General features: G+C 56.3%; 10 protein-coding genes. 3 read left to right on the plus strand and 7 right to left on the minus strand.

The window, feature by feature from the left end; translation table 11 throughout:
• Positions 1–31 precede the first annotated feature (31 nt).
• The 4 genes from H8S59_RS22585 to H8S59_RS22600 all read right to left on the minus strand — a co-directional run bounded on the left by H8S59_RS22585 (position 32) and on the right by H8S59_RS22600 (position 4508).
• A complete protein-coding gene (locus tag H8S59_RS22585) occupies positions 32–1570 on the minus strand; it encodes a SulP family inorganic anion transporter (protein ID WP_095093186.1) in 1539 nt (512 codons plus the stop codon).
• A 92-nt stretch (positions 1571–1662) separates the two neighbouring features.
• A complete protein-coding gene (locus H8S59_RS22590) occupies positions 1663–2385 on the minus strand; it encodes a carbonic anhydrase (protein WP_371856684.1) in 723 nt (240 codons plus the stop codon).
• A 225-nt stretch (positions 2386–2610) separates the two neighbouring features.
• Positions 2611–3810, minus strand: coding sequence for an amino acid aminotransferase (locus tag H8S59_RS22595; RefSeq protein WP_187522865.1), 1200 nt, complete (start codon positions 3808–3810; stop codon positions 2611–2613).
• Between the two features lie 233 nt (positions 3811–4043).
• Complete coding sequence (locus H8S59_RS22600) at positions 4044–4508, minus strand: Lrp/AsnC family transcriptional regulator (RefSeq protein WP_095093183.1); 465 nt, start codon at positions 4506–4508, stop codon at positions 4044–4046.
• A gap of 214 nt (positions 4509–4722) precedes the next feature.
• On the opposite strand from H8S59_RS22600, the gene H8S59_RS22605 reads away from it, so the two are divergent.
• The gene (locus H8S59_RS22605; RefSeq protein WP_187522866.1) at positions 4723–6096 is read left to right on the plus strand and encodes an amino acid permease; all 1374 of its coding nucleotides are present in this window, start codon (positions 4723–4725) and stop codon (positions 6094–6096) included.
• Positions 6097–6200: 104 nt separating this feature from the next.
• Here the strand turns inward: H8S59_RS22605 and H8S59_RS22610 are convergent, their stop codons facing one another.
• Positions 6201–7259: a PA0069 family radical SAM protein gene (locus H8S59_RS22610; RefSeq protein ID WP_095093181.1), complete on the minus strand. Its 1059-nt coding sequence runs from the start codon at positions 7257–7259 to the stop codon at positions 6201–6203.
• Between the two features lie 281 nt (positions 7260–7540).
• Between H8S59_RS22610 and H8S59_RS22615 the strand changes: the two genes are divergently transcribed.
• On the plus strand, positions 7541–9247 hold the full coding sequence (locus H8S59_RS22615) for a phosphoinositide-specific phospholipase C-related protein (RefSeq protein ID WP_187522867.1): 1707 nt from the start codon (positions 7541–7543) through the stop codon (positions 9245–9247).
• A gap of 68 nt (positions 9248–9315) precedes the next feature.
• On the opposite strand, the gene H8S59_RS22620 is transcribed toward H8S59_RS22615, so the two are convergent.
• Together H8S59_RS22620 and prlC are read right to left on the minus strand one after the other, a co-directional pair.
• The gene (locus H8S59_RS22620) at positions 9316–9603 is read right to left on the minus strand and encodes a YheV family putative zinc ribbon protein (RefSeq protein ID WP_187522868.1); all 288 of its coding nucleotides are present in this window, start codon (positions 9601–9603) and stop codon (positions 9316–9318) included.
• Positions 9600–11651 (minus strand): oligopeptidase A, encoded by a 2052-nt coding sequence (gene prlC, locus H8S59_RS22625; RefSeq protein WP_343073080.1) that lies wholly within the window; start codon positions 11649–11651, stop codon positions 9600–9602. Before prlC ends, H8S59_RS22620 begins: the two co-directional genes overlap by 4 nt.
• Before the next feature lie 90 nt (positions 11652–11741).
• Here prlC and H8S59_RS22630 point away from each other — a divergent pair, with 90 nt between their 5' ends.
• Positions 11742–12290 carry a gamma carbonic anhydrase family protein gene (locus tag H8S59_RS22630; protein ID WP_187522870.1) on the plus strand — a complete coding sequence of 183 codons (549 nt, stop codon included), beginning with the start codon at positions 11742–11744 and terminating at the stop codon, positions 12288–12290.
• Positions 12291–12325 lie beyond the last annotated feature (35 nt).

The following is a 12325-nucleotide window of genomic DNA, read 5'->3' on the forward strand; positions in this document are numbered from 1 at the left end:
ACAGGGTCGAGTTCAGTTGATGTTTACGACCTCAAGCCTGCGAAGCCGCTGACCCGATCCCGGTAGTCGTCGTCAACCGACCTTCCAGCCTGCGCTTCAACCCACGCGATTCGATGATCAGGCGCGAGCCTTGCGCAGCATTGGCGCGACCCCATTCTTCCAGCAGCTCAAGGCAGGAGTGGTCGATGTAGCTCAGGTTACTCATCGGCACATAGACCTTGCTGCCCGCCGGAATAGTCTCCAGCACCTTGGTCAGCGCAGGGACTTTCAGGAAGGTAGCGGAACCCACCATGCGCAGCTCAAACTCGCCTTCCGTTTCCATCGGTACCAGGTTGATCTTCAACCGTGCAGCTTGCAGCGCCAGCTTGACCAGAGTCAGACCAAAACCGACCAGTACACCCGTCAGCAGATCCGTGAAGATGATCGCCGCAGCGGTAGCCGCATAGGTGAACATCGGCATCCGGCCATAACGGCCCAGACCACGAAACGCCTTGAGGTCCACCAGCTTGCAGCCGGTGTACACCAACACACCCGCCAGACTCGCCACCGGAATGCTTTGCAGCACGCTGGACAGCAACAATACGAACGCCAGCAGCCACAAGCCGTGGAACATCGCCGACATACGTGTCTTGGCACCCGCCTGAACGTTGGCAGAACTGCGCACGATAACACCCGTCATTGGCAATGCGCCCACCAGACCGCAGAGCACATTGCCGACGCCCTGAGCACTCAGCTCTTTATCGAAGTCCGAGCGCTGGCCGTCATGCATCCGGTCTACCGCGGCTGCCGAGAGCAAGGTTTCGGCGCTGGCAATAAAGGCGACAGCGAAGGCAGCAATCAGAATCGCAGGATCAGCGAGGTTCATCAGGTCGGCCGGACGCAGCCAGTCGATGGCTTCAGCGAGGTTATCCGGCACTTCCACACGCTTGACCTGCATCGCCAGAGCGATACTGGCAAAGGTCGCCAGGCCGACACCCAACAGCGCGCCCGGTACGAAGCGCAGCGTTTGAGGGCGAAATTTGTCCCAGACCCACATCACCAGAATCGTACCCAGACCAAGGGCACCTGCCTGCATGCCGCTGCCCGGGCCGATGGCCTGAATCAGGGTAGAAGGGAAGCCAATAAGGTTATCCAGACCGGACGGTTTAGGCCCGCCATCAAACATGACGTGCGCCTGAGAGAGCACAATCAGCACACCGATACCGGCAAGCATGCCGTAGACCACCGCCGGGGCTGTCACGCGGAACCAGCAACCGAGTTTGAAGCGCCCCGCAAGTATCTGCAGCACACCCGCCAGCAGCAGGATCGGGCCGAGCATGGCCATGCCATGTTCGCGGACCACCTCGAAGACCAATACCGCGAGGCCTGCAGCCGGACCGCTGACTTGCAGCGGTGAGCCTGCCAACCAACCCACCACCAGGCCGCCGATGATGCCGGTGATCAGTCCTTTGGCCGGTGGCATACCGGAAGCGATGGCGATCCCCATACACAGGGGCAATGCAACCAGAAAAACGACTACAGAAGCGAGAAGCTCTCTGGGCAAAACGGATTTCAATTGAGCGAGGCCCATGATGACTCTCCGGGATTCTTCAGACGTGACGACGCCTCACGGCGCGCGATGAGCGCACCGTCAGGTGTCTGAACGAGGTGAAAGTCGCGTTTTTAGTAGCGAGACTTCGGCGTGGCCACCGGTGTCGGATGGTCGCCATCCAACGCCAGGAAACGACCTTTTTCGGCATCGTAGGCTTTGATGCCACAGGTTTCGATGTCGTACACCCAACCATGGATGAACAACTCGCCACTGGCCAGCTTCGACGCTACTGATGGGTGAGTACGCAAGTGTTGAAGTTGCGCGATGACGTTCTCTTCGGTGAGGACATGCATCGTTTCTTTTTCGCCGGTGCAACTGCAGTTGTCTTCAACAACAGTACGGGCGACCTCGGCGTGTCGCAGCCAGGCTTTGACCGTCGGCATTTTTTCCAGCGTATGCGGGTTGAGTACAGCGCGCATGGCGCCGCAATCGGAGTGGCCGCAGACGATGATGTGATGAACGCCCAGTGCCATGACGGCGTATTCGATGGCGGTGGAGACGCCGCCGTTCATGGGACCGTATGGCGGGACTACGTTACCGACGTTACGCGTCACGAACAGGTCGCCAGGCGAGCTGTTGGTGATGAGCTCCGGCACGATCCGGGAGTCGGCACAGGTAATGAACATGGCACGCGGCTGCTGGGCCGTTGCGAGTTTCTTGAACAGTTCTTCCTGTTCGGGGAAGACTTCGGAGCGAAAACGTTTGAAGCCTTCAACAATGTGAGCCAGCGCTACGTCGGAAGTTTCTGCCTTTGGCTTAACGTCTGCCGACGTAGCTGAAACCTGCTTATCCATGTCACTCATGTCTAATCCTCTTGACGGATTGATGTGGATTTTCTTGCTGCAACCCTAACTACAGGCCTCGCGTTCAAATCCTTTTTGTCCGCGCCCAACGGGGTCATGCAGATTTACAGGCTAACCGTCAAAACTTAACTGAAACTGAATGTAGCGCTCTGGATCAAGGGTTACAGCCCAACGGCAATAGTGGCGTTTAACCAGCACTGCAACCCTGATTTGTCGTTATCCCTCGCAAACGCTACTGAAAGCCTCGACGACCTTCGGCAGATTCTGCTCGTTCAGCCCAGCCATGCAAACCCGGCCACTGCTGATCAGATAAACGGCGTGCTCGTTTCTCAGCCGGTCAACCTGCGCACTGCTGAAACCTGTGTAACTGAACATGCCACTCTGCGTGAGGATATAGCTGAAGTCGCGTTGTGGCATTTTTTCCTTGAGGGCTGCCACCAGTTTCACGCGCATGTCGATGATACGCACACGCATGGCTTCCACTTCGGCCAGCCACTGAGCACGCAGCGTCGGGTCGTTAAGTACGGCGGACACGACCAGTGCGCCGTGTTTCGGCGGGCTGGAATAGTTACGGCGGACGGTTGCCTTGAGTTGGCCCAGCACTTTGTCGGCCATGGCCGCATCAGGGCAGACGATCGACAAACCACCGACCCGCTCGCCGTACAGCGAGAAGATTTTCGAGAACGAGTTGCTGACCAGCACCGTCAGACCGGCATCTGTCATGGCCCGGATCGCATAGGCATCAGCACTCATCCCCGCGCCGAAACCTTGATAAGCGGTGTCCAGGAAAGGAATCAGCTTGCGGGCTCCGATCAGTTCAATGAGCTGATCCCATTGGGCAGTGGTCAGGTCCGCGCCTGTGGGGTTGTGGCAGCACGGGTGCAGCAAGACGATGCTGTGCGCAGGCAAATCCTGCAGCGCAGCCAACATGGCGTCGAAATTCACGCCACCGGTCGCGGCATCGAAATACGGGTAGGTGTTGACCTTGAAGCCTGCGCCGCCGAACAACGCGTGGTGGTTCTCCCAGGTCGGATCGCTGACCCAGACCTGGGAGTCCGGGTAAGCCGACTTCAGGAAGTCTGCGCCAACCTTCAATGCACCCGAGCCGCCGACGGTCTGGATCGTTGCGATGCGCCCGGCCAGCAGAGCGGGGTGCTGCTCGCCGAACAACAATGCCTGCACGCCCTGACGATAAGGAGCCAGGCCTTCCATCGGCAGGTAAACGCATGGCGGCTGCTTGCCTTCGAGCAGTTGACGCTCGGCTTCTACAGCAGAGGCCAGACGCGGGATTTGCCCTTGCTCGTCGTAATACAGACCGATACTGAGATTGACCTTTTCGGCGTTTGGATCCTTTTGATAAGTATCCATCAACGACAGGATCGGATCACCGGCATAGGACTCAACGTGGGCAAACATGGCAGACAACTCCTGATGAAAAAACGCGGGCATGACTTGGACGCAACATAACGGGGAAAGCGAGGCTATGGGGGAAATGCCAAAGCTCACACAACAAGCGCGCATCGTACACAAAGCATGATGATTGCGCATATAAAGCTTTTAAAACGCACGGATCACGCAATCAGCAAAACAAAAACGCACCAACCGTGTACATAAAGCAGGGAAAATGAATCAACACAGTGCGGCTCACCTCATGCGGTGGCTATATTGTTTTCCTTCAAGCGCTCCAGGACCACCGACGTCTTGAGATGCGAAACACAATTCGTCGCAGAAATTCTGGCCATCAGCTGATTGAGGCTGGCAAGGTCGGCCACAGCGGTTTTCAGGTTGTAATCGGCATCGCCGGTCGTTTTGTACGCATCGATGATTGCAGCCTCGGTGCCAATGAATGCCTGAAAGCCTTCTGAATGCTCCGGTCGATGGCTGATCAACTTGACTTCGACCATCGCCACCACTTCCAGATTCATGGCCTGTGGGGCCAGCCGCGCGTGATAGCCAAGGATCAGCTGCGCTTGCTCCAGACCGATCCGACGCCGCGAACACTGGGACGCGGATAACCCGATCAGGTCACTGAGCTCCTGATTGGTCAGGCGCCCGTTGGCCTGCAACAGGGTCAGGATCTTCAAATCAAAATCGTCGATCTCGTTGACTTTCATGGTCGAGTAATCCGTCGGAATTCAAAGGCTTCGGACGCAAAGCCTAACAGTTTATGCTTGACGCTTGGCCAATGGCGGGTAGCCTGCGTCATCCTTTTGCAACGTATGAGAAAACCAAAGGCCAAGGTGTGGCACCTGTTTTGCAAAATGCCCCCGCAGCCTGCAATCGGCGGCTTGTATCCATTCGGTATCTTCACCTGGGCCAGGACCTTTTATGAACGAACAAAAAACTGCCGCTCACCTGCATCGCGGGCTCAAGAATCGGCATATCCAGCTGATCGCCCTGGGCGGTGCCATCGGCACGGGACTGTTCCTGGGCATTGCGCACACCATCAACATGGCCGGCCCGTCGGTGATCCTCGGTTACGCCATCGCGGGCATGATCGCGTTTTTCATCATGCGCCAACTGGGCGAGATGGTTGTGGAAGAGCCTGTCGCGGGCACTTTCAGTCACTTCGCCAACCGTTACTGGGGTCGCTTCGCGGGGTTCATGTCGGGCTGGAACTACTGGGTACTGTACGTGCTGGTGGGCATGGCCGAACTGACTGCCGTGGGCCAATACGTGCAGTACTGGTGGCCTGAGACGCCGACCTGGGTGTCCGCAGCGATCTTCTTCGTGGCCATCAACCTGATCAACCTGACCAGCGTGAAGATCTTCGGCGAGATGGAGTTCTGGTTCTCCATGATCAAGATCGTCGCGATCATCAGCATGATTGTCTTTGGCGCCTGGCTGCTGGCCAGCGGCACTGGCGGACCTGATGCGAGCGTCGCCAACCTCTGGCAATACGGCGGTTTCTTCCCGAACGGCATCAACGGGCTTGTGATGGCGATGGCCTTCATCATGTTCTCGTTCGGCGGCCTGGAACTGGTCGGCATCACAGCTGCCGAGGCAGAAAACCCTAAAACCAGCATCCCGAAGGCAACCAATCAGGTGATCTATCGCATCCTGATTTTCTACGTCGGCGCGCTGGCAATCCTGCTCTCTCTGTACCCTTGGCAAAAAGTCGTGACTGGCGGCAGCCCGTTCGTGCTGATCTTCCACGCCCTGGACAGCAATCTGGTCGCTACGATTCTCAACGTCGTGGTCCTGACCGCAGCGCTGTCTGTCTATAACAGCTGCGTTTACAGCAACAGCCGCATGCTCTTCGGTCTGGCCATGCAGGGCAATGCGCCCAAGGCTTTGCTCAAGGTGAACCGTCGCGGCGTGCCATTACTGGCGCTGGGCGTATCAGCCACTGCCACCGGCCTGTGTGTGCTCATCAACTACCTGATGCCTGGCAAAGCTTTTGAACTGCTGATGGCGCTGGTGGTGTCCGCGCTGGTGCTGAACTGGGTCATCATCAGCATCACCCACCTGAAATTCCGCAAGGCCAAGCGCGAAGCCGGTGAAGTTACTGAGTACCAAAGCTGGGGCTACCCGCTGACCAACTATGTGTGCCTGGTATTCCTGCTGGGCATTCTGGTAATCATGTACTTCACGCCGGGCATCTCGCTGTCGGTATTCCTGCTCCCGGCGTGGCTGATTGTTCTGGGGGTGGCTTACCGGATCAAGATGCGTAAGGCGAAGGTTCTTTCAGCGCGGAACTGAAACTGTTGGAGCGAGGCTTGCCCGCGAACGAACGATGACGCAATATTTCTGCCCCAACGAGTTGGCTCGTTCGCGGGCAAGCCTCGCTCCAACAGGACTAGCCGCTACAACAACGACATCTGCCCACCCGGTGGGCAGAATGCCTCGCAATCCAGATTGAAACTTTCCCGATTGTTCAGCCCCAGCCGTTTGATCGCCATCCGATAGCGTTGCGCCAAGAGGTCGGCGAACGGGCCTTCGCCACGCATACGCACGCCAAAACGGCTGTCGTAAACCTCACCGCCACGTACTTGCCTGACCAGGCTCATCACATGCTCTGCCCGTTGCGGGTAGTGCGCGTGTAGCCATTCTTCAAACAGCGGCGCAACTTCCAGCGGTAGGCGCAGCATCACGTAGCTTGCACTCAATGCCCCGGCAGCCTTTGCCTCCGAGAGCATTGCTTCCAGTTCCATGTCGTTGATCATCGGGATGATCGGCGCGCACAACACCCCCACCGGAACACCTGCATCGCGCAGCACACGAATCGCTCGCAGCCTCGCTTTGGGCGCGGCGGCTCGGGGCTCAAGTATGCGTTTGAGCTCGTCGTCCAGTGTGGTCAGACTGATGAATACTGAGATCAGATTCTGTTTTGCCAATTCGGCGAGCAGATCCAGATCCCGCAAAATCAACGATCCTTTGGTGATGATCGTCACCGGGTGGCGATAACGCAGCAGTACTTCGAGAACAGCCCGAGTGATTTTGTACTCGCGCTCGATAGGCTGATACGGATCGGTATTGGCTCCTAAAGTGATCGGCGCACAACGATAGCCCGGCTTCGACAGTTGCTGTTCAAGCACTGCAGCGGCGTTGGTCTTGGCGATCAGTTTCGTTTCAAAATCCAATCCCGGTGACATATCCCAATAGGCATGGCTGGGCCGTGCATAGCAGTAAATGCAGCCGTGTTCACAACCACGATAGGGGTTGATCGAGCGATCGAAGGGAATGTCAGGCGAGCTGTTGCGGGTGATGATGCTTTTGGCCGTCTCGCTGGTGACCTGCGTGCCTTGAGTCAGCGGCACTTCCTGATACCAGCCGTCGTCCTCAGCCAATGAACGGCTAGGCGCGAAGCGGTTGTGCGGGTTGCTGGCCGTGCCCCGGCCGCGAGGCGGGAAAATCAGTGACATGAGACCCCCCTTGATACTGTCTATAAATACAGTATTACAATTTTTCCGGCCCCGCCACCTTGAGACTTAGCCATGACACTACAGCCGATCAGCGGCTTCCTGGGTCCTAGGCTCAAAGGGAATACTTCCAATGAGCCCACTAACTGAGCGCTAATATGGCGTAACAACCCACCGCTTTTATTACCTGGAAAAATCAACTAATACTTCAGGGCCTGGTTGCACTAGCAACAAGAAATAACACTCACCAGGATGGTGAGCGTAAAATGAAAAGGAATTCAAACGTGAAAATCATTAATAAAATAAATCCTCTTCTGGGGCTATCGTTGCTTTGGTTAACGATGACAAGCGCGCAGGTCAATGCCGATGCCGTGGCCATCGGCGTTGGCGTTGATACTCCCACCCCCATTGGCAGTATCATTATCAATCCCGACAGGACTAAGCCATTCGATCAGAATTACTGGGTTACCACCCACAATGCTTACGAAAAGATTAACCAGAACCTCGCTGAAATGCCCCGCCAGTTACGAGATGGCGTGAGAGGTTTTATGCTCGACCTTTATGTTGATAATAATCGGCAGGGCGCTAACCGGATCAAAGTATGTCATAAAGGAGAACCGGCTTGTTATGGCCCATGGGCCAATCAGCTCAGAAATGAATTCATCCCGTTTCTCAGAAACAATCCCTCGGAGGTTGTAACCTTATTTCTTGAAACCTATGTAGGGGAAGCGGATCTTCAGCAAGTATTCAATGCACTACCCGAACTGGCCACCTACTCGTTCAACCCGAAAAATTTCACAACTTCGGGCTGGCCAACGATGGGAGCAATGGCACAGAACAACAATCGCCTGATTCTGCTTACGGACAAGCGCGAGGTCGCACGTGACTACACCGTCAACGGCAGGACTGTCACAGTCCTTTTTGATCAGGACTGGATCGTCCAAAATCACTGGAGCACAATGGGGGCCGCGGCCAGTAACATTGAGAAAGCACACAACTGGTCTTGTCCAACGCGCTGGAACAGCTTGCCTCTCGCCACCCAAAAAGTTGCCGAGAGTACAGGGAAGCAATGGAATCGTCTTTTCCTGATGAATCAATTCCACACAGCGACCTCTACGGTCTTTGACTCTGCCGCTTACGACAATAATCTGACCTATCTGATGCGTCGTACGGCTAACTGTGGCGTGAAGCCCCATTTTGTCGGCATCAACAACTACCAGAACGGCGATACGTTTAATTATACAAGGACGCTTACAGAGGGAGGCGTCTATCTCTGGGAGGGAAATAATGCAGACAAGAAACAAGACGCCGTCTGCGCAATTCCTGCCGGTAACAAGACATTGAAGTTCCCAACACAAGGCTGTGAGAACGACGAAGCACGGTCAATGTCGATTTCGGGCATGAAGGCGGGAACACGAATCACGGTGTATGACAATTCGGATGGGCATCGATACGATGATTATGCCATTATTGATATAAAGCGAAATATCGGCTTTAACGAAGATATCGTTATCCGCTCATTCGAAAGAACAGAAAACAACAATAGCTACCAAATAGTGTACGTGCGTAATAACGGATTAGATGGCAAGGTCTCTCGTTTGGAAATCAGTCATACGCCTGCGGATTTTTCAGATGCAGCCATCGCCATGCATGAAGGGAATAACGCGACCCAGAACCTGGACTGCACGGTGCCGTTTAACTCAACTCATAGTTTCGGTATGAAAAGTCGTCGCTTCGGCTGCTCAAATGATGAAATTCGCTCCGCGACAATCATCAAAGCCAAAGCAGGTACAAGCTTTGTTCTACGAGGTCACCCCGATGGCAACGACACCCAGGGCAAGGCAGAAGTTATCATCAAACGCGATATTCGTTCGCCTGTCGTCATAGGCAGTTTTGATCGCAACTTTGAAAACGCCGACTTCAAGATTCTGAAGAGAGGCAAAGGTGTGGACGGATTAATCTCGCACGGTTACTTCAACGGAGCGCGATAGCCAACCCGCTATGCCGCGAATACAAAAGGGTTCGCTTCATTGAGCGAACCCTTTTTTGCAGCAAACAGTCAGCCCATATCAACCGGCTTTTTCAGCTTCGGATTCGGGAAGAACTGCACCCCCTGTACCTTCGGATCGATAGCCTTGACCGCGATCTTGTTGACGCGTGTGCCCAGCTCCTTGGGCACTGAATTGCCTTGGTCGTTAAGCGTGTCGCTGTAGCCGCAGCCCACGCACTCACGATGGGGAACGTCGTTTTCGCTCCACATCATGAGCTTGTCGGGCTCGCTGCACGCCGGGCAGACAGCCCCGGCGATGAAGCGCTTCTTGGTAATGATTACCGGTGTTTCGGTCATGCTGCCGCATCCTCACTCAGGCCACTGTGGCGCAAGAGTGCGTCAATCGACGGCTCACGTCCGCGGAAGTCGACGAACAGCACCATCGGTGCCTGGGAACCACCGCGAGCCAGGATCGCTTCACGGAAGGCGCGACCCGTCTCGGCATTGAGCACACCGTCTTCTTCGAACTTCGAGAACGCGTCAGCTGAAAGCACTTCAGCCCATTTGTAGCTGTAGTAACCCGCCGCGTAACCGCCAGCAAAAATATGCGCAAAGCTGTTCGGGAAGCGGTTGTAAGCAGGCGGACGCATCACTGACACCTCGTCGCGAACGCCCTCCAGGACTTGCGCCACGCTACGGCCATCGCCGTGAGTCGCATGCAGCTCGAAGTCGAACAGCGAGAATTCCAGCTGACGAACCATCATCAGCCCGGACTGGAAGTTCTTCGCAGCGAGCATTTTTTCCAGCAGGTCCTGTGGCAACGCTTCGCCAGTCTGGTAATGACCGGAAATCAGCGCCAGACCTTCCGGCTCCCAGCACCAGTTCTCCATGAACTGGCTCGGCAGCTCGACAGCATCCCATGCCACGCCGTTGATGCCGGACACACCGGCGTGCTCAACGCGGGTCAGCAAGTGATGCAGACCGTGGCCGAACTCGTGGAACAGGGTGGTGACTTCATCGTGGGTCAGCAACGCAGGCTGGCCAGGCGACGCTGGGGTGAAGTTGCAAACCAGATTCGCCACCGGGCTCTGCAATTGACCTTCAGCAGTACGGCGACGGTCGCGAGCGCCGTCCATCCACGCACCGCCGCGCTTGTTGGCACGGGCATACAGGTCGAAGAAGAAACGTCCAACGTGCTGACCATTTTCCTTGATCTCAAACAGACGCACGTCTGGATGCCAGGTATCGAAGCCTTTCTGTTCGGCGATTTCGATGCCGTAAAGACGCTGAACAATGGCGAACAGCCCGCCCAGCACTTTGTCGATCGGAAAGTAGGCACGCAACGCTTCCTGAGAAACGCTGTAGCGCTGCTCACGGAGTTTCTCGCCATAAAAGCCGCTGTCCCAGCTTTGCAGGTCCGGGCAGCCTTGTTCAGCCGCATAAGCTTTGAGCTGTTCCAGATCCTGAGCAGCAAACGGCTTGCTGCGCTTGGCCAGATCCCGCAGGAACGTCAGCACCTGATCGCTGGATTCGGCCATCTTGGTAGCCAGACTCAACTCGGAGAAGCTGGCAAAACCCAACAGCTGAGCCAGTTCCTGACGCAAATCGAGGATCTGCTCCATCACCGGGCCATTGTCGTTCTTACCAGCATTCGGGCCCTGGTCAGAGGCCCGGGTGCAGTACGCCGCATAAACTTCTTCACGCAGGGCGCGATCTTCGGCGTAGGTCATCACCGCGTAGTAGCTCGGAAACTCCAGGGTGATCAGGAAACCGTCCAGATCCATGGCCTTGGCGGCCGCCGCCATTTGTTGTTTGGCGGACTCGGTCAGGCCAGCCAGGGACGCTTCGTCGGTGACCAGTTTGGTCCAGGCCTGAGTAGCATCGAGCAACTGGTTGGAAAACTGGCTGCCCAGTTCCGAGAGCTTGCTCTGCACTTCGGCGTAGCGCTTTTGCTGTTCTGGCGGCAAGTCGATGCCCGACAGACGAAAATCACGCAGCGATTGCTCAAGAATGGTTTTCTGCGCCACATCAAAGCCAGCCGCTTCAGGGCTGTTGGCCAGCGCTTCAAACGCCTGGAACAGCTCGCGGTTCTGGCCCATTTCAGTGGAATAGGCACTCAGCGCAGGCAGGCACGACTCGTAGGCTTCACGCAGCTCGGCGCTGTTGCACACGGCATTCAGGTGACTGACCGGACTCCAGGCGGCGCCGAGGCGGTCATTGAGTTCGTCCATCGCCAATACAAGCCCGGCCCATGTAGGCTGCGAGCCTTGTTTGACGAGGATCTCGGCAATCGCGGCGCGGTTGTCGGCAAGAATCTGTTCAATGGCAGGTTTGACATGCTCGGCACGAATCGCCGAAAAAGGTGGCAGGTCGTAGGATTGCAGAAGAGGGTTGTTCGCGCTCACGGTTTTGCACCTTGGCTGGAAGAAACACCCACGCATCTTAATTACAATCGGCGCGGTCCGCAGCTATCAGCGCCAAAGAAGGAGCCTATCGTGGCGATTCGCACGTTCCAGAACCACACGCCAGCGCTTGGCGACCGGGCTTTTGTCGATCATTCGGCCGTTGTCCTCGGCGATGTCGAAATCGGTGCTGACAGCTCTGTCTGGCCGCTGACGGTGATTCGCGGTGACATGCACCGCATCCGTATCGGCGCCCGTACCAGCGTGCAGGACGGCAGTGTATTGCACATTACCCATGCCGGGCCGTTCAACCCGGACGGCTTTCCGCTGCTGATTGGCGATGAAGTCACCATCGGCCACAAAGTCATGCTGCACGGCTGCGTCATTGGCAATCGCATCCTGATCGGCATGGGCAGCACGATCATGGACGGCGCCGTGGTTGAAGATGAGGTGATCATTGGCGCAGGGAGTCTGGTGCCGCCGGGCAAAGTATTGGAAAGTGGCTTTCTCTACGTCGGCCGCCCGGTGAAGCAGGTCCGTGCGCTGACCGAAAAGGAAATCGCCTTTTTTCCGTACAGTGCCGCCAATTACGTGAAGCTCAAGGACCTGCATCTGGCTGAAGGTTTCGATCAGCCTTGCTGAATCGCCACATGCCACGGTAGGAGCGAACATTTTAG

The sequence above is a fragment of the Pseudomonas folii genome (genome assembly GCF_014357575.1).
GTDB lineage: Bacteria > Pseudomonadota > Gammaproteobacteria > Pseudomonadales > Pseudomonadaceae > Aquipseudomonas > Aquipseudomonas folii.

Excerpts from the sequence above, each read along its gene's own strand:
- H8S59_RS22585 (WP_095093186.1), bottom strand. The coding sequence starts at position 1,570 with ATGGGCCTCGCTCAATTGAAATCCGTTTTGCCCAGAGAGCTTCTCGCT.
- H8S59_RS22590 (WP_371856684.1), bottom strand. The coding sequence starts at position 2,385 with ATGGATAAGCAGGTTTCAGCTACGTCGGCAGACGTTAAGCCAAAGGCA.
- H8S59_RS22595 (WP_187522865.1), bottom strand. The coding sequence starts at position 3,810 with ATGTTTGCCCACGTTGAGTCCTATGCCGGTGATCCGATCCTGTCGTTG.
- H8S59_RS22600 (WP_095093183.1), bottom strand. The coding sequence starts at position 4,508 with ATGAAAGTCAACGAGATCGACGATTTTGATTTGAAGATCCTGACCCTG.
- H8S59_RS22605 (WP_187522866.1), top strand. The coding sequence starts at position 4,723 with ATGAACGAACAAAAAACTGCCGCTCACCTGCATCGCGGGCTCAAGAAT.
- H8S59_RS22610 (WP_095093181.1), bottom strand. The coding sequence starts at position 7,259 with ATGTCACTGATTTTCCCGCCTCGCGGCCGGGGCACGGCCAGCAACCCG.
- H8S59_RS22620 (WP_187522868.1), bottom strand. The coding sequence starts at position 9,603 with ATGACCGAAACACCGGTAATCATTACCAAGAAGCGCTTCATCGCCGGG.